Source organism: Lederbergia citrisecunda, assembly GCF_018343695.1.
Taxonomy (GTDB): Bacteria; Bacillota; Bacilli; order Bacillales; family Bacillaceae_C; genus Lederbergia; species Lederbergia citrisecunda.
The window spans coordinates 930,493-950,905 of record NZ_JAGYPJ010000001.1; the positions used below are offsets into that span (position 1 = coordinate 930,493).

Annotated in this window: 22 protein-coding genes; all 22 read left to right on the top strand. The window is 36.4% G+C overall.

What is annotated here, in order from left to right; translation table 11 throughout:
• Positions 1-129 precede the first annotated feature (129 nt).
• The 22 genes from topA (at position 130) to fliY (ending at position 20,413) form a co-directional block, all read left to right on the top strand.
• Positions 130-2,205, top strand: coding sequence for a type I DNA topoisomerase (gene topA / locus KHA93_RS04660; RefSeq protein WP_213109662.1), 2,076 nt, complete (start codon positions 130-132; stop codon positions 2,203-2,205).
• Positions 2,206-2,770: 565 nt separating this feature from the next.
• On the top strand, positions 2,771-3,676 hold the full coding sequence (xerC, locus tag KHA93_RS04665) for a tyrosine recombinase XerC (RefSeq protein ID WP_213109663.1): 906 nt from the start codon (positions 2,771-2,773) through the stop codon (positions 3,674-3,676).
• 26 nt (positions 3,677-3,702) lie between these two features.
• Positions 3,703-4,245 carry an ATP-dependent protease subunit HslV gene (hslV, locus tag KHA93_RS04670; protein ID WP_213109664.1) on the top strand — a complete coding sequence of 181 codons (543 nt, stop codon included), beginning with the start codon at positions 3,703-3,705 and terminating at the stop codon, positions 4,243-4,245.
• A 65-nt stretch (positions 4,246-4,310) separates the two neighbouring features.
• On the top strand, positions 4,311-5,699 hold the full coding sequence (hslU, locus tag KHA93_RS04675) for an ATP-dependent protease ATPase subunit HslU (protein ID WP_213112771.1): 1,389 nt from the start codon (positions 4,311-4,313) through the stop codon (positions 5,697-5,699).
• 112 nt (positions 5,700-5,811) lie between these two features.
• Entirely contained in the window at positions 5,812-6,591 is a 780-nt protein-coding gene (codY, locus tag KHA93_RS04680) for a GTP-sensing pleiotropic transcriptional regulator CodY (protein WP_213109665.1), read from the top strand.
• Positions 6,592-6,787: 196 nt separating this feature from the next.
• Complete coding sequence (gene flgB, locus KHA93_RS04685; RefSeq protein WP_213109666.1) at positions 6,788-7,177, top strand: flagellar basal body rod protein FlgB; 390 nt, start codon at positions 6,788-6,790, stop codon at positions 7,175-7,177.
• 7 nt (positions 7,178-7,184) lie between these two features.
• Positions 7,185-7,634 carry a flagellar basal body rod protein FlgC gene (gene flgC, locus KHA93_RS04690; protein WP_213112772.1) on the top strand — a complete coding sequence of 150 codons (450 nt, stop codon included), beginning with the start codon at positions 7,185-7,187 and terminating at the stop codon, positions 7,632-7,634.
• 22 nt (positions 7,635-7,656) lie between these two features.
• Positions 7,657-7,962 carry a flagellar hook-basal body complex protein FliE gene (gene fliE / locus KHA93_RS04695; protein WP_213109667.1) on the top strand — a complete coding sequence of 102 codons (306 nt, stop codon included), beginning with the start codon at positions 7,657-7,659 and terminating at the stop codon, positions 7,960-7,962.
• 56 nt (positions 7,963-8,018) lie between these two features.
• Positions 8,019-9,605: a flagellar basal-body MS-ring/collar protein FliF gene (gene fliF / locus KHA93_RS04700; RefSeq protein ID WP_213109668.1), complete on the top strand. Its 1,587-nt coding sequence runs from the start codon at positions 8,019-8,021 to the stop codon at positions 9,603-9,605.
• Positions 9,606-9,617: 12 nt separating this feature from the next.
• Positions 9,618-10,625, top strand: a complete 1,008-nt coding sequence (gene fliG / locus KHA93_RS04705; RefSeq protein ID WP_213109669.1) for a flagellar motor switch protein FliG — start codon at positions 9,618-9,620, stop codon at positions 10,623-10,625.
• Entirely contained in the window at positions 10,618-11,382 is a 765-nt protein-coding gene (gene fliH / locus KHA93_RS04710; protein WP_213109670.1) for a flagellar assembly protein FliH, read from the top strand. The genes fliG and fliH overlap by 8 nt, the downstream gene beginning before the upstream one ends.
• Positions 11,382-12,707, top strand: coding sequence for a flagellar protein export ATPase FliI (gene fliI, locus KHA93_RS04715; protein ID WP_213109671.1), 1,326 nt, complete (start codon positions 11,382-11,384; stop codon positions 12,705-12,707). Before fliH ends, fliI begins: the two co-directional genes overlap by 1 nt.
• Positions 12,704-13,150, top strand: a complete 447-nt coding sequence (fliJ, locus tag KHA93_RS04720) for a flagellar export protein FliJ (protein ID WP_213109672.1) — start codon at positions 12,704-12,706, stop codon at positions 13,148-13,150. Before fliI ends, fliJ begins: the two co-directional genes overlap by 4 nt.
• Positions 13,151-13,170: 20 nt before the next feature.
• Positions 13,171-13,755: a MotE family protein gene (locus KHA93_RS04725; protein ID WP_213109673.1), complete on the top strand. Its 585-nt coding sequence runs from the start codon at positions 13,171-13,173 to the stop codon at positions 13,753-13,755.
• Between the two features lie 30 nt (positions 13,756-13,785).
• Positions 13,786-15,021 (top strand): flagellar hook-length control protein FliK, encoded by a 1,236-nt coding sequence (locus KHA93_RS23685; protein ID WP_213109674.1) that lies wholly within the window; start codon positions 13,786-13,788, stop codon positions 15,019-15,021.
• 8 nt (positions 15,022-15,029) lie between these two features.
• Positions 15,030-15,659, top strand: a complete 630-nt coding sequence (gene flgD, locus KHA93_RS04735) for a flagellar hook assembly protein FlgD (RefSeq protein ID WP_213109675.1) — start codon at positions 15,030-15,032, stop codon at positions 15,657-15,659.
• Between the two features lie 17 nt (positions 15,660-15,676).
• Positions 15,677-16,066 (top strand): TIGR02530 family flagellar biosynthesis protein, encoded by a 390-nt coding sequence (locus KHA93_RS04740; RefSeq protein WP_213109676.1) that lies wholly within the window; start codon positions 15,677-15,679, stop codon positions 16,064-16,066.
• A gap of 93 nt (positions 16,067-16,159) precedes the next feature.
• Positions 16,160-17,527, top strand: coding sequence for a flagellar hook-basal body complex protein (locus tag KHA93_RS04745; RefSeq protein ID WP_213109677.1), 1,368 nt, complete (start codon positions 16,160-16,162; stop codon positions 17,525-17,527).
• Between the two features lie 53 nt (positions 17,528-17,580).
• Positions 17,581-17,799 (top strand): flagellar FlbD family protein, encoded by a 219-nt coding sequence (locus KHA93_RS04750; protein WP_213109678.1) that lies wholly within the window; start codon positions 17,581-17,583, stop codon positions 17,797-17,799.
• A complete protein-coding gene (gene fliL, locus KHA93_RS04755; RefSeq protein WP_213109679.1) occupies positions 17,792-18,217 on the top strand; it encodes a flagellar basal body-associated protein FliL in 426 nt (141 codons plus the stop codon). The genes KHA93_RS04750 and fliL overlap by 8 nt, the downstream gene beginning before the upstream one ends.
• A 38-nt stretch (positions 18,218-18,255) precedes the next feature.
• On the top strand, positions 18,256-19,257 hold the full coding sequence (gene fliM / locus KHA93_RS04760; protein WP_213109680.1) for a flagellar motor switch protein FliM: 1,002 nt from the start codon (positions 18,256-18,258) through the stop codon (positions 19,255-19,257).
• Positions 19,247-20,413 carry a flagellar motor switch phosphatase FliY gene (gene fliY / locus KHA93_RS04765; RefSeq protein WP_213109681.1) on the top strand — a complete coding sequence of 389 codons (1,167 nt, stop codon included), beginning with the start codon at positions 19,247-19,249 and terminating at the stop codon, positions 20,411-20,413. Before fliM ends, fliY begins: the two co-directional genes overlap by 11 nt.

A 20,413-nucleotide genomic window follows, 5' to 3' on the forward strand; every position in this document is an offset into this window, starting at 1 on the left:
TTGTAAGTTAGATTTTTCATAACTATTTTTGTATAAAACATAAAGATCATTTACTCGCTACGATATTCTTCATTGACAAAATGTTCTTTCCCATATAGTATTTACTCTGATTTATAGGGAGGATTGTGTATGTCGGATTACTTAGTAATTGTGGAATCGCCTGCAAAGGCTAAAACAATAGAACGTTATCTAGGAAAAAAATATAAAGTAAAAGCGTCCATGGGGCATGTAAGAGATCTTCCGAGAAGCCAAATGGGTGTAAATGTAGAGGAAAATTATGAACCAAAATATATTACGATTAGAGGAAAAGGACCTGTTCTAAAAGATTTAAAAACTGCAGCGAAAAAAGCAAAAAAAGTATTCCTCGCTGCTGACCCCGACCGCGAAGGTGAGGCAATTGCATGGCACTTAGCGCATAGCTTGGATGTAGATGTTACATCAGATTGTCGTGTAGTATTTAATGAAATAACTAAAGATGCCATTAAAGAGTCTTTTAAGCATCCTCGTCCAATTAATATGGACTTAGTTGATGCCCAACAAGCTAGAAGAGTGTTAGATAGACTTGTTGGCTATAATATTAGTCCACTTTTTTGGAAAAAAGTAAAAAAGGGACTTAGTGCGGGACGAGTACAATCTGTCGCGGTACGTTTAATCATTGACAGAGAAAATGAAATTAAGAAATTTATTCCTGAGGAATATTGGTCTATAGAAGGAGAGTTTAAAAAGAATAAAGAACTTTTTCAAGCTATGTTTTATGGATTAAACGATAAAAAAACAAAGCTTAGCAATAAAGATGATGTTGATTCCATCATGAACAAATTAAATGGCGATACCTTTCAAGTAGAATCAGTCGAAAAGAAGGAGAGAAAGAGAAATCCTGCTTTGCCATTTACTACTTCTTCATTACAGCAGGAAGCTGCAAGAAAATTGAACTTCAGGGCAAAAAAGACGATGATGCTAGCGCAGCAATTATACGAAGGAATAGCTATTGGCAAGGAAGGCACCGTCGGACTTATCACTTATATGAGAACTGATTCTACAAGAGTCTCCGAAGTGGCTCAGAAAGAAACAGCCGAATTTATTGAGGCTAAGTTTGGCAAAGACTATATAAAATATACCAATCAAAAGGATAAAAAACAGACGAATGCTCAAGATGCCCACGAAGCAATTAGACCTACCAGTACTTTAAGGAATCCGGATTCCGTTAAAGCATACTTAAGCAGAGATCAATATCGTTTGTATAAGTTAATATGGGATCGATTTGTGGCGAGTCAAATGGCACCTGCCGTTATGGATACAATGGCTGTAACTTTAAAAAATGGTGAAGTTTATTTTCGCGCAAATGGATCAAAAATAAAATTTCCTGGCTTCATGAAAGTTTATGTAGAGGGAACGGACGATCAACAAGAAGAGAAAGAAAACATGCTCCCGCAATTGGCTGTAGGTGACAAGGTTAATGCTGAAAAGCTAGTTCCCAAACAGCATTTTACACAACCTCCTCCAAGGTATACAGAGGCAAGACTAGTAAAAACACTTGAAGAACTTGGAATAGGCAGACCATCTACGTATGCTCCGACACTAGATACCATTCAAAAACGTGGATATGTTGCACTTGATAATAAACGATTTGTCCCTACTGAACTGGGAGAAATTGTTCATGAAATAATGATGGAATTTTTCCCTGAAGTAATCGATGTAGAATTTACTGCAAAGATGGAAAATGAGTTAGATGAAATTGAAGAAGGCAAAATTAAGTGGGTTTCAATCATTGATGAATTTTATCAAGGATTTGAGAAAAATTTAAAAAAAGCTGAACTCGAAATGCAAGAAGTGGAAATAAAAGATGAATATGCGGGCGAGGATTGCGAAAACTGCGGAAATCCTATGGTTATAAAAATGGGGCGTTTTGGAAAATTTATGGCGTGCAGTAATTTTCCGGATTGCCGCAATACGAAGCCAATCGTTAAACAAATTGGTGTCCAATGTCCAAAATGTAAAGAAGGACATATTATTGAAAGAAAAAGTAAAAAGAAAAGAATATTTTACGGATGTGATCGTTACCCATCCTGTGATTTTGTCTCATGGGATAAACCACTCGAACGGCCATGTCCAAAATGCAACGGCGTTTTAGTCGAGAAAAAACTTAAAAAAGGGATTCAAGTCCAATGTACAGAGTGTGATTATAAAGAGAAACAAGTTCAATAATTAAATAAGTCCCTAATATTAAGCAGGTGAAGAAAAATCATTCGTTTTTCTCCACCTGCTTTTGGATTTTTAGGATCATTTGCTGAAATTAGCTGGCGGATGCTTCGCTACATTCATAATATTGTGGGCCAAAGCCACAATTCCATTTTAAAAAATATGCCATGCTGGAGCCCAATGCTAATAATTTGCACCCATTGATTGGAGCGGGAGGCGGGAAGACATTGCGTGATTACAGGTTAGGGAGACCCCGAAGGCGACTTCTGTGACGAGGCTCCCCGGCACGCCCTGCGGAAAGCAAAGCGCCTGAAGCCCAAAGCCCTTTTTAATTTTTCGGCTTAAAAATGTTATTTAATCGATGAATAGTGTAAAATGCAATAAGAATATATAACTTAAAATTCATAAGATATAAATGCTGTCTATATCATATCTAATCATAATTTCAAAAAAATGTGGTAAATGGTAAATGTTAGTAGTGACAATTCAAAACTTTGTGAAAAATTTGTAACATTCATTGCATTGACCGTTAAATTGTGTTAATATTTAGTAGCCTTTGAGAGGTGAAGCGATGAATAAGTTTTCAGATGAATCAGTTTACTCTTTTATTGAATATTTGCAAATTGAACGCAATTATTCGGAGTACACAATTGACTTTTATAAAAAGGACATCGAGCAATTTTCTTTGTTCATGAATGCACAAGGAATACGATCGTTTTCTGATGTTGAATATTTTGATGCCCGACTTTATGTTACTGAACTTTACCATCAAAAACTAGCGCGGGCTAGTGCATCTAGAAAAATTTCATGTCTTCGAAGTTTTTATAAGTTTCTTTTAAGGGAAGGATTAGTAAAAGAGAATCCTTTTTCGCTCATTATCCAACCAAAATCCGGAATAAAGATTCCAAGTTTTTTCTATGAAAAAGAAATGGATTTACTTTTTGAAGCTTGTATGGAATCCACGCCTTTAAGTATAAGAAATCTTGCATTAATAGAATTGTTGTATGCCACAGGTACAAGGGTTAGTGAATGTGCCAAGATTCAACTGAAGGATATTGATTTTGATTTTTCGACCATTCTTGTCAAAGGAAAAGGCCGGAAAGAACGTTATGTTCCTTTTGGGAGTTTTGCAAATGAGGCATTACAAAAATACATACAACATGGGGCAAGAAAAGAATTATTAAATGGTCTGGAAGATCACCAATTTTTATTTGTTAATTCGCGAGGTGGTCCTCTTACAGAACGTGGGATTCGCCATATTTTGAAAACGGTGATTGAATCTGCATCATTGACTGGAAAAATTCATCCGCATATGATTAGGCATTCCTTTGCAACTCATTTGCTTAACAATGGTGCAGATATGAGAACTGTCCAAGAATTGTTAGGCCACGCCCATTTATCGTCCACTCAAGTGTATACTCATGTAACAAAAGAACATTTGCGAAAAACGTATATGAACCATCATCCTAGGGCATGAGCATAAAAGCAGGGAGGAAAAGGATAATGAACCAATTTCATGCTACAACTATATTTGCCGTCCAGCATAACGGAAAATGTGCCATGGCCGGTGATGGTCAGGTCACATTTGGAAATGCTGTCGTCATGAAGCATACGGCAAGAAAGGTTCGAAAACTTTTTAATGGTAAAGTTTTGGCGGGCTTTGCCGGTTCCGTAGCTGATGCTTTCACTTTATTTGAAAAATTCGAAGGTAAGCTTCAAGAATACAATGGAAATCTTCAGCGGGCCGCAGTGGAATTGGCTAAAGAATGGAGAAGCGATAAAGTATTACGAAAGCTTGAAGCTATGCTGATTGTTATGGATAATGATACTCTTTTGCTTGTATCTGGTACTGGGGAAGTCATTGAGCCAGACGATGGAATTCTAGCCATTGGATCTGGAGGTCATTATGCATTGGCGGCTGGAAGAGCACTTAAAAACTATGGAGCCGATCATTTGTCTGCAAAGGAAATGGCACAAGCAGCTTTAGAAATTGCAGCAGATATTTGTGTGTATACGAATAGAAATATTATTGTTGAAGAACTTTGACCAAAACTGAAAACATCGCTTTAAAAGGAGGGTTCTGTTTGGCGGCTGAAAAAAAAGGGTTTAATATGACCCCAAGAGAAATCGTTGAAAAGCTTGACCAATACATCATTGGTCAAAAGGAAGCGAAAAGGGCCGTTGCGGTTGCACTTCGAAACAGGTATCGAAGAGGATTATTAAGTCCTGAGATGAGAGATGAAATTATTCCAAAAAACATTCTTATGATTGGTCCTACTGGAGTGGGTAAAACGGAAATTGCTAGACGAATAGCAAGACTTGTCGGTGCACCATTCGTAAAAGTAGAAGCTACAAAGTTCACTGAAGTAGGATATGTTGGACGTGATGTAGAGTCGATGGTCCGTGACCTAATGGAAACCTCAATAAGAATTGTGAAAGAAGAAAAAATGGAAGAGGTTAAGGAGCAGGCTGAAAAGCAAGCCAACCAACGCCTTGTTGAACTACTTGTTCCAGCTAAGAAAAAATCAGAAGGATTTAAAAATCCATTTGAGATGATATTCGGAGGCGGGCAGCAGGAATCAGATGATGATTCGGAAAAACAAGAGGAAATGAACATACGTGACCGAAGAAAAATCATCGCTCAGAAACTAGCTAACGGTGAGCTTGAGAACGAAATCGTGCGAGTGGAAGTGGAAGAACAGCAGCCATCCATGTTTGATATGCTGCAAGGTTCAGGAATGGAACAAATGGGAATGAATATGCAAGATGCACTTAGTAACCTCATCCCTAAGAAAAAGAAAAACCGAAACCTACCCGTAAAAGATGCGCGTATTGTTTTAACAAACGATGAAGCACAGAAATTAATTGATATGGATGAGGTTTCTCAAACAGCTATTAGTAGAGCAGAGCAAACAGGGATTATTTTTATCGATGAAATTGACAAAATTGCTAGTAAAGGAAACTCTGGATCTAATGTGGATGTATCGAGAGAAGGAGTACAACGGGATATTCTCCCGATCGTGGAAGGATCAACCGTTGTAACGAAGTATGGTCCTGTTAAAACGGATTTCATCTTGTTCATCGGCGCGGGAGCATTTCATATTTCAAAGCCGTCTGATTTAATTCCTGAGCTGCAAGGTCGTTTTCCGATACGAGTAGAACTTGGAAAGCTCTCTGTTGAAGATTTTGTCAGCATCCTTACAGAGCCTGATAACGCGCTACTCAAGCAATATATTGCGTTGTTAGAAACTGAAGGTATACAAATCGAATTTTCTGACGATGCTATTTACAGGCTTGCTGAAATTGCATTTAATGTTAATCAGGAAACAGATAACATTGGTGCAAGGCGCCTCCATACAATTATGGAGAAGCTGCTTGAAGATTTATCTTTTGAAGCTCCTGAAGTAGCAATGGGAACCATCAAAATCACGAAAAATTATGTGGATGAAAAATTGGCGATTATTTCCAAGGATAAGGATTTAAGCCAATTTATCTTATAAACGTTTTTCACTATATTTGTATGGGAATGGTACGATAGGAAGTCTCTCTATTTACGTTCGTTACAATGACCTTAGATATAAATGGAATAATCACTTTTTAGGAGGAGAACCAATGGAATTATTAACTAGAACTAGAACTATTAATGCAATGTTACAAAAAGCGGCAGGAAAGCCTGTAAACTTTAAAGAAATGTCGGAAACGTTGAGCTCTGTTATTCAGGCAAACGTATTCGTGTTAAGCCGTAGAGGAAAATTGTTAGGCTATGCCATCAATCAAGCAATTGAGAACGAAAGAATGAAAAAAATGCTTGAGGATAGACAATTCCCTGAAGAATATACAAAAAGCTTATTCAACATTACAGAAACATCGTCCAATCTAACTGTTGAAAGTGAATACACTGCGTTTCCAATCGAAAATAAGGATCTTTTTAGTAACGGCTTAACAACCATCGTACCGATTAACGGTGGAGGAGAGCGCCTTGGAACATTGATTCTTGCTCGTTTGGAAGAGGAATTTCAAGATGATGATTTAATCTTAGCTGAATATGGTGCTACTGTTGTAGGAATGGAAATATTGAGAGAAAAATCTGAAGAAATCGAAGAAGAAGCTAGAAGTAAAGCAGTCGTCCAAATGGCAATCAGTTCATTGTCATACAGTGAGCTTGAAGCAATCGAACATATTTTTGAAGAGCTAAATGGTAATGAAGGTTTACTTGTTGCATCAAAGATTGCTGACAGAGTAGGAATTACTCGTTCTGTCATCGTAAATGCATTAAGAAAACTTGAAAGTGCCGGAGTAATTGAATCTCGTTCCCTAGGAATGAAAGGAACATATATTAAAGTGTTGAATTCTAAATTCCTTAAAGAACTCGAAAAAATTAAATCAAATTAATTTATTACAAAAAAGTTACTAGATAATAAAATCTAGTAGCTTTTTTTTTGAGACTAAAGAACCATTTTGTCTAGTTTTGCCGTATTTTGGCATAAAAATGTAGTGCAATGTATAGACGGAATATGACAAAAACATTACAATGTATTTGTGGTAATTGTAGCCAAATAGATAAAAAAATAGAAAAGTGGTGTCGAAATTGGAATTATTTTCTGGTAGTTTTAATACTCTTGAAAAAGCCTTAGGTTATTCGTCACTTAAACATAAAACAATAGCGCAAAACATTGCAAATGTGGATGTCCCAAACTATAAAGCGAAAGCTGTTAGTTTTAATGAAGTATTAGCGGAGGCCACACGACCAATAGAAGCAAACCGAAGTGATTCTCGCCACTTTCGATTCAACATAGGGAAGGATCAACTTCAAATTTACACGAAAAAAAATACGGAATATAACCATAATGGTAATAATGTAGATGTTGATAGTGAGATGTCAGACATGGCTGCAAATCAAATTTATTACCAAGCATTAATCGAAAGATTGAATGGTAAATTTTCTACTCTTCAAAATGTAATAAAAGGAGGAAGATAACGTGTCTATGTTTCAAAGTATGGGAATAACATCCTCCGCCCTCACAGCGCAAAGATTAAGGATGGATGTAATATCTTCAAATATGGCAAATACCGATACGACACGTGGAAAAATCGTGGATGGAGAGTGGCAGCCTTATACGCGAAAAATGGTTGTCATGCAGCCAAAAGAATCATCGTTTTCATCTGTTTTTAACCACGTGCTCAATGGCGCAGGAAATAACAAATTGAATGGTGTGAAAGTTTCAAACATTATAGAAGATGATGCACCATATCGTCTTGTATACGATCCTGAACACCCAGATGCTGATGAGGAAGGCTATGTGCAAATGCCAAATGTAGATCCTCTGAAGGAAATGGTGGACTTAATGAGTGCAACTCGTTCATATGAAGCGAATGTAACTGTTTTTAATGCATCCAAATCCATGTATATAAAAGCTCTAGAGTTAGGAAAGTAAATTTAGGAGGCATCTATATATAATGCCAATCAATAGTATAAACTTATCAAATGCTCAATTTAATACCGTAAAAAGTAATGTTAATAATGAATATTCGTTACAAAATAATACAAGTTTTAAAGACGTGTTAAAAAATGCAATAAATGAGGTTAATAATGCTCAAGTGGAATCAGATCTTGCTACAGAAAAATTAGCAAGAGGAGAAAATATTGAATTACATGAAGTAATGATCACTGCTCAAAAAGCATCGATCACAATGCAAGCTGCACTAGAAATTCGTAATAAAGCTGTTGAAGCGTATCAAGAAATGATGAGAATGCAAGTTTAATTTTGGGCTAATGAAGAATGCCTTTTTAGATTTGCTTTATCGTAAGGGGCTTATAAATGAAAGAGACAATGAACAAGAGAATAGCTAGTTTAAAAGAATACTGGACAAACCGAACAGGCAATCAGAAATTCATCATACTTGGTTCGATTATTACTGCCCTTATTTTAGTGGCTGGCATCTTCTATTTTGCCTCTAAGACTACATTAGTCCCGTTATATACGAACTTATCTCCTTCAGAGACTGGCTCAATCAAGGAAAGTCTCGATGCAAAAGGAATAAAATCGGAAATCGCAGATGGTGGAAAGACGATTAAGGTACCAGAAGAACAAGTTGATACTTTGTTAGTAGAGTTAGCAGCCGAGGGGATTCCTAAATCAGGTAATATAGATTATTCCTTTTTCGGCGCAAATGCCGGTTTTGGTATGACAGACAACGAGTTTAATGTACTTAAACTAGAGGCTACTCAAACTGAACTAGCTGAATTAATCAAAAGTATTGATGGAATCGAGCAAGCAAAAGTGATGATAAATTTGCCTGAAAAAGGAATATTTTTAAGTGATTCAAAAGATCAAGCTTCTGCCTCAATCATATTACATACGAAGCCTGGTCATGAATTCAACGAGAAACAAATTAAATCACTCTATCATCTCGTATCAAAAAGCATACCGAACTTACCTGAAGAAAATATTGTGATTCGGAATCAATTCCTTGAATATTTTGATCTGAATAATGAACAGTACGCTGATAGTGGATACACACAGCAAATGAAAATAAAAAGTCAAATAGAAAGAGACATTCAGCGCCAAGTTCAAAATATGCTAGGAACATTGATGGGCTTTGATAAAGTCGTAACATCAGTTACCGCTGATATTGACTTTACACAGGAAAATCGTGAAGAAAACTTGGTTACTCCTGTTGATGAAGAAAATATGCGAGGAATCGCAATTAGTGCTCACCGTATTACGGAAACTTTTACCGGTAAAGCCGATCAATCTGGAGGTATTCCGCAAGCTGGAGATACACCTGACGCTGGAACTAGTTATCTAGCAGGAAGTGACTCCAATGGCGACTATGAAAAAACAGAGGAAACAATTAATAACGAAATTAATAGAATCCGTAAAGAAATAGTGGAAAGTCCTTACAAAATCAGAGATCTTGGGGTTCAAGTAATGGTAGAGCCACCGAATCCAGAAGACATCAATTCGTTTCCAGAAGATCGGAAACAGGATATCCGTGAATTACTATCTACCATTGTAAGGACGTCAATAGATAAGGATACCGGAACGGATTTATCAGATGATGCTATACAAAATAAAGTAGTTGTATCAGTACAACCGTTCAATGGTAAGGTTGACATTCAAGAATTGCCTAGCCAAAAATTACCATGGTGGATTTACGTAATAGGTGGAGTGTTATTAATCATAATCGGAATTCTTCTATTCTTTATGCTACGAGCTAGAAGAAACAACGATGAAGAAGACGAGGATTATGAAGATATGATTGAAGAACCTATTGAAATTCCTGATATACCTGAAGAAGTATTGACAGAAGCTGGAATGCGCAAGAAGCAACTAGAAAAATTAGCAAAGGAAAAACCAGACGAGTTTGCAAAATTATTGCGCACATGGTTAGCAGAGGATTAGGAGGAGTTACCATTGTCTAAAAAAGGATTAACTGGAAAGCAAAAGGCAGCCATTCTCTTAATTTCGCTTGGACCTGATGTGGCGTCATCTGTGTATAAGCATTTGACAGAAGAAGAAATGGAAAAGTTAACATTAGAAATTTCAAGTGTGAGAAAAGTTGACTCTTCTGCAAAAGAAGAAATAATGGATGAGTTTCATAACATTGCTATAGCTCAGGATTATATCACGCAAGGTGGAATTGGTTACGCTAAGACAGTGTTGGAAAAGGCACTTGGCGCTGAACAAGCTATGACCATTATCAATAGGCTCACTTCTTCATTACAGGTACGCCCATTTGATTTTGCAAGGAAAGCTGATGCTGGTCAGATTTTAAACTTTATTCAAAATGAACATCCACAAACAATCGCACTCATTTTATCTTATTTAGATCCTGAGAAAGCTGGTCAAATATTATCAGAACTTCCTCAAGATAAGCAAACAGATATTGCCAAAAGAATTGCGGTAATGGATCGTACCTCACCTGAAGTGATCAGTGAGATTGAGAGCATCCTTGAACGTAAATTATCTGCAACTGTTACACAAGATTATACTCAAACAGGTGGAATTGAAGCCGTCGTCGATGTTTTAAATGGGGTCGATCGAGCAACAGAAAAAACAATTTTAGATGCACTGGAAATTGAAGATCCTGTTTTAGCAGAAGAAATTAAAAAGAGAATGTTTGTATTTGAAGATATTGTTACGCTTGATAATCGATCTATTCAACGGATTATTCGTGAATGTGAAAATGAAGATTTATTACTTGCACTTAAGATATCCAGTGATGAAGTAAAAGATGTTATCTACCGAAATATGTCAACACGTATGGTTGAAACGATTAAAGAAGAAATGGAATATATGGGTCCTGTCAGATTGAGAGATGTCGAAGAGGCACAAACAAAAATAGTTGGCATTATACGTAGGTTAGAGGAATTAGGCGAAATCATCGTTGCACGTGGTGGAGGGGACGATATCATTGTCTAGGATTATTAAATATAATTCAGCGCCACTAAGTCAAAATGATTCAAAAGTAATAAAAGTAAGAAGCATCCAATTACCTCTTCAAGAACATGAAGAGGTTGCAAGTGACATTTTTTTGGAGGAAAAGGAAGAAATCCTTCAAAATGCGGAAAATGAAGCCAATAAAATTGTAGAGAATGCCAGAGCTGAGGCGAATCAAATACTTAAGCAAATTGAAATGCGCCGTTCAGAATGGGAGCTAGAAGAAAAACAGCTAATAGATGAAGCGTATGAAAAGGGTCTACAAATAGGATTAGAGGAAGGTAGACGAAATGGATACGTTGAGTATGAAAATCTCATTGGAAAAGCTAAAGAGGTTGTAAATTCGTCTAAAGAAGCATTTAAAACCTATCTTGAAAGCTCTGAAGGTACAATCGTAGATATTGCATTAACATCAGCTGAGCGGATTATTCATACAAGTCTAGAAGACCAAAAAGAGAGATTTATTCCTCTCGTTAAAAGGGCACTTAAAGAAGCGAAGGATTTTAAAGAAGTGCAGATACATGTTCATCCTTTGCAATATGAGCTTTTAACTTCTGAAAAAAACGAATTGGACGCTATATTTCCACCTGGTACACAATGCTTTATTTATCCTGATGAAGATCTGGGTGAATACTCATGCTTTATAGAATCAGAAAATGGAAGAATTGATGCTAGTGTATCAAGTCAGCTTGTTGAATTAAAAAAGAACTTGATGGAACTACTAAAGGGCGATGATTAATGGAAGCAAAAGATCTAATTCCATATATTAAGAACCTTCCGACATTTCAACGATTTGGTCGGGTTAGTAAAGTTGTTGGATTAATGATTGAATCGCAAGGTCCAGAAAGTTCCATTGGCGATGTCTGTTTGATTCATGTAGGCGGAAAAGCTCAAAAAAGAAAGATTATGGCAGAGGTAGTGGGCTTTAAAGAACAGCATATCATATTGATGCCATATACAAATATACAAGAAATTGCACCAGGAAGCCTTGTTGAAGCAACGTCAAAACCTTTACAAATCAAGGTTGGCCCTGAATTAATTGGTCGAGTGGTCGATTCATTAGGCAATCCGATGGATGGATTTCAAATGCCTATCAGTATGAAATCAATCCCGACTGATCGGACTCCCCCAAATCCATTAAGTCGACCACCTGTCTCTGAAAAGCTAGAAGTAGGAGTTAAGTCAATTGATAGTTTACTTACTGTAGGCAAAGGCCAAAGAATGGGGATATTCGCAGGAAGTGGTGTAGGAAAAAGTACGCTGCTTGGTATGATTGCAAGGAATACGACCGCTGATATTAATGTTATCGCATTGATTGGAGAACGAGGTAGGGAAGTAAGAGAGTTTATCGACCGCGATCTTGGTCCTGAAGGATTGAAAAAAACAATTATTGTAGCAGCTACATCAGATATGCCAGCTCTTATGAGAATAAAAGGTGCATTCACAGCAACTGCAATAGCCGAATATTTCCGTGATAAAGGAAATGACGTTATGTTCATGATGGATTCCGTCACTAGGGTTGCAATGGGGCAGAGAGAGGTTGGACTTGCTGTAGGCGAGCCTCCTGCGACAAAAGGATACACTCCATCCGTATTTTCTATATTACCTCGCCTTTTGGAACGTACTGGAACAAATGAACATGGATCCATTACAGCCTTCTACACTGTTTTAGTAGATGGAGATGATATGAATGAACCGATTGCTGATGCAGTAAGAGGGATTTTGGATGGACATATTGTATTAGATCGTTCATTAGCTAATAAAGGACAATATCCTGCAATCAATGTTTTGAAAAGTGTTAGTCGACTGATGAATCATCTTTCTACTAAAGAGCACCGATTAACTGCTGAAAGAATACGGGACTTATTAAGCATTTATTCCAACTCGGAGGACTTAATCAATATTGGTGCTTATAAGCGTGGTGCATCAAAAGAAATAGATGAGGCCATTTTGGCTTATCCACATATTATTTCATTTCTTAAACAGGAAACAGATGAACATTTTACAATTCAACAGAGTATTGACTCTATGATTGACCTGATGAATATAGGTGAATTGACATGAAATACGAGTACAAATTCCAAAAAATATTAAAGTTAAAAGAACGAGAAAAAGATGAAGCTTTTTCCTTATACCAGGATTCAGTCAAGAAATTTGAAGTAGTAGCAGAACAATTATTTGATCTATTAAAGAAAAAAGAAAATCTTGAACAATACCAACTACGTGAGCTTACCAGCGGCCTATCGATTCATAAAATTCGACATTACCAACAATTTATTAGTAATTTAGAAAAAACAATCAGTCATGTTCAAAGACTTGTAATGAATGCACGTAATACGATGAATTGGTATGAAGAAAAGCTTAAAGAGAGCAATATCGAAGTGAAAAAATATGAAAAGCTAAAAGAAAAAACCTATCAATATTACATGCAAATGCTTGATAAAACAGAAAATATGCACCTTGATGAATACTCTTCCGTTCAATATTTTCATCGAGGCAGAAATTAGGTGAGAAAGTGGAAAAAACCTTGAAAAATAAAAGTATTGAAAAAGATCCGAGCTCGTTTCATCGGTTTATCTTTTGGGTTTTAATTCCGCTTCTATTTGCACTCTTTTTAGGTCTACTCATTACTTCAATAGCCGGAGTAAATGTGTTCCAAAAAGCGAAAGAATGGAGTGACAAGGTTCCAATTCTTGCAAATATGTTTGATGAAAAAGATAAGGCTAATGTACTTGAATATGAAGAAAAAATTATTAATCTAGACGCAGAAATCCAAAATAAAAGTGCGCAAATTGATCAGCTTAAATCACAACTCGAAAAGAATGAAAGTGAAAAAGAACGCTTTTTACTTGAAAAACAAAGTCTTGAACAAACAATTGAAGAATTAAGGCAAATGAAGGACGAAAATAAACGAGCTTTTAAAGAAATCGTTTCAACTTATGAGGCGATGACTCCAAAAAGCGCTGCTCCCATAATTTTAGAAATGAATGATGATGAAGCTGTCAAAATTTTATCTAACATCGGTACCGAAACATTAGCAAAGATATTAGAAAAAATGCCACCTGACAAAGCTGCAAAATATTTAGAAAAGCTTTCTGCAAAAACAGAGTGAATCCACCATTTTTGAAAGGGGGTGAACAGTGTGAAAGTTGGCGGATTTGAATCGGGTATGATACAAGCACCATTTGTTGAAACTAGTACGATGACTTCAAATAATACTAGTTTTCAAATGATTTTAGGTGCAACGTTAGCTAATAGTGATCAAATCTTAGTCGAGGCAATTCCAAATCAGGAGCTCGGTTCTATTAATGAACTAATTGATATTTTAATAGGCAACGTTGAAACGCAATTCAACGAACAAGAAAAGGATGAGATCGTAACTAAAAGCCAAGAAACCATTCATGAATTGTTTGATTGGCTCAAAGAGACCGTTGATCCGATTCATTTACCGGAATCAATAAAAGTTGATGAGCAACTTCCTGAGGAATTTTTAGCGGCATCTGTTTTATTAGTTCAAGTTATAAATGAAGTAAATAAGGAAACATTGAAAAGTTTACCTTTAGACAAAATAACACCATATGTTAAAGCAGTTAAAGAATTTCTAATAGTCTCTAAGGAGAATGTTTCCAGTCTTTCAGAAATGAAACAGCTTGAGGAATTAGAGGCATCCATTGAGACGTTACTTGCACGATTCCAAGAGCTGACAAAGGAAAGTAAATTTCATAGTATACGAAAATCATTAGAACATGCATTTTTTAAAGGGAATGAAATAAGTGATGTGCAACTTCAACGTAATAGCTCAAATGTTTTGCAGTCCTTATTAGGAAAATCTCCACATGATCAATTGTTGAACAAGCACATTGTCAATTCAGATTTAGTTATTAATGCGAATCCAACAATACCGACAGAATCATTTATTTTACATGTAAGTGAACCCTTGAAAGAAGAAACTGCGATGCGCGGATTGATCAAGGAATTTTCAAATATTTTAGGTAGGTCTAGTCTCACACAAGGATTTAATACAACTAAATTATTAATTAGGTTGCATCCTGAAGAATTAGGAACATTAAGAGTTGAGCTGATGCAGAAGGATGGGCAATTAACTGCCAGGATCCTAACCTCTACTAATAAAGCAAAAGAATTGCTAGATTTTCAACTAAATAATTTAAGACAAGCTTTTACACAACAAAATATATCAGTGGAACGAATAGAAGTTACGTACAGCCAAGATAATCTCGGGCGTTACACGAATCAGGATAGTCGAGGAAGTCAGCAACAGCAAAAAGAACAAAATCAAGATCAGAAACAATCTCAATCGGAAAATAATGATAATTTTAGAGATGCTTTAAGTAATGTATTATTCGAAACGGAGGTGTAATAGAAAAGATGCCTATTTCAATTGATTCAGATTTGTTGTATTCCTCTGTTCAAAAAAGGGAAGTAAAAACGGGAAATGATATTTTAGGTAAAGATGATTTTCTGAAACTGTTAATGGTACAGCTGCAAAATCAAGACCCAACGAATCCCATGCAAGATAGAGAATTTATTGCACAAATGGCAACTTTTTCATCTTTGGAACAAATGACTAATATGAACAAATCCATTGAAACATTAGTTCAATACGAATCACAGTCGAGTTTAATTTCCCTAAGTCAATTTGTTGGTAAAGAAGTGACATGGCATAAAGTCATTGATGAATCAAGTACTACTGAACCAACTATTATGAAGGGGACAGGAATTGTAAGATCAGTTCAATTTGTAGGAGATACTGTTAAGTTCACATTAGAGGATGGAACAGAATTAACTCCAGCTAATATTTCAGAAGTGAATAATGCTGCCGCTGAAACACCACTTATTTATGCAACCTCCATGATAGGAAAAAATATTACGTGGATGGAAGATGAAGAGGAACACACTGGTATTGTTAAGTCAGTGTCAATGAAAAATAATATAGTGTTTCTTCAAACAGAGGATGGGCAATCTATTAAAACAAACGACGTAATAAAAATTAGTTAGAAAAGGAAGTAAAGCGGATGGAGAATCATATTATTCACAAGCTTCCTGTACAACCAATTGCCATACAATCCAATACAAAATCTAGCAACATTGCAAAATCAAGTAATCAATCATTTTCTCAAATACTGGAGCAGGTAACTTCAAAACAGACAAGACTTACAATTAGTAAGCATGCTGGAATAAGAATGAGTCAGAGAAATATTACGATTGAACCTCAAGTCTGGGATCAAATTGAGATAAAAGTAAATGAAGCTAAGAAACAAGGGGTTAAAGATTCACTCGTCTTGTTAAAAAATGCTGCACTAATCATTAGCGCCAAAAACAATACGGTCGTAACGGTTATGGATAGGCAAGAAACGGGAAGTCAAATATTTACGAATATAGATGGAACTATCATATTGGATTAAATTGATAAAAAAAAAAGATACAGCTGGACCTATAATAGGAAGCTGCAAGCCGTGGACTGACTGAAGCGGTTTAAAGAAAGGAGATCAATAATTATGATTCGTTCAATGTATTCTGGAATAAGTGGAATGAAAAACTTCCAAACAAAACTGGATGTTATAGGTAATAACATTGCGAACGTCAACACTTATGGTTTCAAAAAAGGTCGCGTTACGTTTAAGGATATGGTAAATCAGACGATATCGGGTGCAAGTGCTCCTACACAAGGCAGAGGGGGAACTAATCCGAAACAAGTAGGATTGGGCTCTCAGCTAGCATCAATCGATACAATCGATACACAGGGAAGCTTGCAAACAACTGGAAGAGTCCTCGACCTCGCGATTCAAGGAGATGGTTATTTGACAGTAGCTGAAGGCACTCCGAGTGGTGACACTTTCTTTGCAACGTCGACTTACTATAGTAGGGCAGGCAATCTCTATCTAAATAATGAGGGATACCTCGTCACAGGTACAGGGCATTATGTTCTAGCTACTAATCCAGAGAATAATAGTTTACAGCCGATTCGCATAAATGGCGGTAAAATACAAGAAATAGAAAGCTTCAGTATTTCTGAAAATGGAAAAATCAGTTTTATAAAATCTTCCAATCAAACGTCAATTGATAAAGCTCGAGAATTGATCGGGAATTTAGCAGGTGCTGCAAAAAACCTTGTGGAAAATCCGACTTCGAAGAAGCATCTTGATTCATTAGTGAAATTAACAGATGAACTGGACGAAATGGTACAAGCAGCAGAGAAAGAGGCTCAATTACTTAAGGTAGAAGCAGATAATTTAGTCGCAAAAGCTGCTGGTGGTGACCCAAGAGCAATAGCAGCAGCTGCAGATGCAAAGAATAAAGCCGATGCCGCAGCACTAGAAGTAGCTAATATTAAAACCTTTACAGCTACACTTAAAACATCAGTGAATGATGTAAATACAAAATTTACTACGTATCAAGGCGATAAAACTGATGCCAATAAAACGGCTATTGAAAACGCAGCAACAACTGCATTAACAGAAGCCAATAACACATCAGCACAAATTACAGTTGCTTCTGATGGAATAGCAGATGCTATGGACGCTATCGATTATATTCATGCGACTGAGCTTGGGTTAACAAAAGATGGAGACTTATATACAACCAATTTTTCGATAACTGTTGCTCGTTTTTCCAATAGTGGTGGACTGCAAAAAGTAGGAGAAAATATGTATACTCAAACTGCTGCTTCAGGTGTCGCTACATACACGATTCCTGGAAATGACGGATCAGGAACTCTCGTTTCTGGTTCATTAGAAATGTCAAACGTAGACCTTTCAGAGGAATTTACAGAAATGATTGTTGCCCAGCGTGGTTTCCAAGCAAATACGAGAATTATTACAACATCCGATGAAATTTTGCAGGAACTCGTTAATTTAAAACGATAATGTAAGGGGGGAGCGGGGTCGGGTACTTCCAGTTATCCGACTCTGACCATTCATTGATCACAATTACACGATTAAATGGTAAGGCTTTTCGACTTAACGCATTATATATCGAAAAAATAGAGTCGTTCCCAGATACTACTATTACACTCACAAATGGACGCAAATATGTAGCAGCAGAATCAGAGGAGTTAATATATAAACGTATCGTGGAATTCTATCAGTCCATTAATCTCCTCGGCCGCAAAGAATTGGAGGATTTGAAAAATGAGTAAAAGATTATTTCCAACCATGATGGTTCTTTTAACGGCAATTTTGCTACTTGCTACATTAGCCTTAATCATTATTATGAACCTCGGTGATAAAGATAAGAAAAAAGAACTAACGATAGACGAAGTTATTAAAGTATCTGTCGATGTTCCAGAGATTATGACAAATTTAAAAACTGGCGATTACGTCAAAATTTCTTTTAAGGTTCAAACTGATGGAAAAAAAGCAAGGGAAGAATTTAAGAAAAGAGATTTTCAAACTAAAAATTTAATAATTTCCGAGCTTTCCGAAATGCAACCGTCTGATTTGGATGGGAAAGAAGGCAAACAACAACTGGAAGAAACTATAAAAGAGAAAATAAACGGCTTAATGAAAAGCGGGAAAGTAGTTAGAGTGTATATCACCTCCTATGTCATTTCTTAACATTACTTAGAATTCTAATTTGAAACGGAGGTGCAGCTATGCCGGAAGATGTGTTATCGCAAAGCGAGATTGATGCTTTGCTATCCGCTATATCAACGGGTGAAATGTCAGCGGATGATTTTAAAAGAGATGAAGATGCTAAAAAGGTTAAAATATATGACTTTAAACGAGCTTTAAGATTCTCTAAGGATCAAGTCAGAAGTTTGACGAGAATTTATGAGAATTTTGCCCGTTTGTTGACAACATATTTTTCCGCTCAACTTAGGACTTACGTAAATATAACCGTGGCAACAGCGGATCAAATACCATATGAAGAATACGTACGTTCCGTACCTAATATGACGATTTTGAATGTCATAGAGGTTCCTCCTCTTGAAGGTAGAATGATCATGGAAATACATCCAAGTATTGCGTATGCTATGATTGACCGAGTCCTTGGGGGGAAAGGAACTTCCATTAATAAAATCGAAAATTTAACTGAGATAGAAACACGGCTAATGACCAATTTATTTGAACATACGTTGGAGCATTTGCAGGAAGCTTGGTCAAGTATTGCAGAAATTGATCCAATTTTAAGCGAAATGGAAGTAAATCCGCAATTTTTACAAGTTGCCACTCCTAATGAAACAGTTGTTGTCATTTCCATGAATGCTAGTGTAGGAGAAACGAGTGGGATGATTAATATTTGCATTCCGCATGTATTATTGGAGCCAATCATTCCGAAGCTTTCGGCACATTATTGGATGGAAACAAATACGAAGGTTAGAAAGCCGGAAGAGGTTGCAATTCTTCAAGAAAAAATAAAAGAAGCTCAGATTGAGTTAGCCGTAGAACTAGGATTAACTACTATTACAATTGATGACTTCCTTTCACTAAGTGTTGGAGATGTGATTGAATTAAATAGTCGTATTGATGATCCTCTAACGATAAAAGTTGGAAAAAAACCAAAATTCATCGGACAGCCTGGTAAACGGAATAAAAAAATGGCAGTACAAATTATTGATAATATAGAGGAGGGCGAAGGAAGCAATGAATGGTGAAATGCTCTCACAAGATGAGATTGATGCGTTATTACGTGGAGAACCTGTGACTGATGAATCAAATAGTCAAGACATTTTGGATGTATCAGATTATTTAAACGACATGCAGCAAGATGCTATTGGGGAGCTCGGAAATATTTCATTTGGCAGCTCAGCAACTGCATTATCTACACTACTTAATCAAAAGGTAGAAATCACGACTCCATCTGTTTCCATTATTGATAATGCAAAACTGGAGGAAGAATTTCCACATCCGTACGTAGCAATTCAAGTTAAATATACAGCAGGTTTTTCCGGAGTAAATATACTTGTTATTAAACAAAGCGATGCAGCCATTATTGCAGATTTAATGCTTGGTGGAGATGGAACATCCCCTGCTAACATGTTAGATGAAATTCATTTAAGTGCGGTTCAAGAAGCGATGAATCAAATGATGGGTTCAGCCGCAACGTCAATGTCATCTATTTTTGAAAAGAAGGTTGATATTTCACCGCCTTCAATTGAGCTACTAAATGTTTCTGAAGGAGAAGGAACTGATACAATTCCACAACAAAACCTTTTAGTAAAAGTATCTTTTCGTCTCACAATAGGCAATTTAATAGATTCTGATATTATGCAAGTTCTTCCGCTTGAATTTGCAAAAAAACTTGTAGCGGATTTATTTTCTAAAAATAGTACTCCTCAGACAGAGACTAAACCTACATCTGTTCCAAATGAAGATAAGGTTCAAGAATCAAAGATAGTAGAGGAAACAAACCAATCTCAACGTAATATAAGCTATGATCAACCTAAGAATGAAAATCTTGGTTCTAATAGCGGGACTCAAAAAAGTCAAACGAATGTCCAATCAGCATCCTTTTTAGATTTTAATCAATCTAACGTCGCTGCTCCAGAGACAAAAAATCTTGATATGCTTCTTGATATTCCATTGCAAGTTACGGTAGAGCTTGGCAAGACAAAGAAATCCGTTAAGGAAATTCTCGAACTCGGTGCGGGATCCATTATTGAATTGGATAAACTGGCAGGCGAGCCCGTAGAAATCTTGGTTAATAGTCGACTCATAGCTAAAGGTGAAGTAGTCGTAATTGATGAAAATTTTGGAGTACGAGTAACTGACATTGTCAGCCAATCTGATAGATTAAGAAAGTTGAACTAA

Excerpts from the sequence above, each read along its gene's own strand:
- topA (WP_213109662.1), top strand. The coding sequence starts at position 130 with ATGTCGGATTACTTAGTAATTGTGGAATCGCCTGCAAAGGCTAAAACA.
- xerC (WP_213109663.1), top strand. The coding sequence starts at position 2,771 with ATGAATAAGTTTTCAGATGAATCAGTTTACTCTTTTATTGAATATTTG.
- hslV (WP_213109664.1), top strand. The coding sequence starts at position 3,703 with ATGAACCAATTTCATGCTACAACTATATTTGCCGTCCAGCATAACGGA.
- hslU (WP_213112771.1), top strand. The coding sequence starts at position 4,311 with ATGACCCCAAGAGAAATCGTTGAAAAGCTTGACCAATACATCATTGGT.
- codY (WP_213109665.1), top strand. The coding sequence starts at position 5,812 with ATGGAATTATTAACTAGAACTAGAACTATTAATGCAATGTTACAAAAA.
- flgC (WP_213112772.1), top strand. The coding sequence starts at position 7,185 with ATGTTTCAAAGTATGGGAATAACATCCTCCGCCCTCACAGCGCAAAGA.
- fliE (WP_213109667.1), top strand. The coding sequence starts at position 7,657 with ATGCCAATCAATAGTATAAACTTATCAAATGCTCAATTTAATACCGTA.
- fliF (WP_213109668.1), top strand. The coding sequence starts at position 8,019 with ATGAAAGAGACAATGAACAAGAGAATAGCTAGTTTAAAAGAATACTGG.
- fliI (WP_213109671.1), top strand. The coding sequence starts at position 11,382 with ATGGAAGCAAAAGATCTAATTCCATATATTAAGAACCTTCCGACATTT.
- fliJ (WP_213109672.1), top strand. The coding sequence starts at position 12,704 with ATGAAATACGAGTACAAATTCCAAAAAATATTAAAGTTAAAAGAACGA.
- flgD (WP_213109675.1), top strand. The coding sequence starts at position 15,030 with ATGCCTATTTCAATTGATTCAGATTTGTTGTATTCCTCTGTTCAAAAA.
- KHA93_RS04740 (WP_213109676.1), top strand. The coding sequence starts at position 15,677 with ATGGAGAATCATATTATTCACAAGCTTCCTGTACAACCAATTGCCATA.
- KHA93_RS04745 (WP_213109677.1), top strand. The coding sequence starts at position 16,160 with ATGATTCGTTCAATGTATTCTGGAATAAGTGGAATGAAAAACTTCCAA.
- fliL (WP_213109679.1), top strand. The coding sequence starts at position 17,792 with ATGAGTAAAAGATTATTTCCAACCATGATGGTTCTTTTAACGGCAATT.
- fliM (WP_213109680.1), top strand. The coding sequence starts at position 18,256 with ATGCCGGAAGATGTGTTATCGCAAAGCGAGATTGATGCTTTGCTATCC.
- fliY (WP_213109681.1), top strand. The coding sequence starts at position 19,247 with ATGAATGGTGAAATGCTCTCACAAGATGAGATTGATGCGTTATTACGT.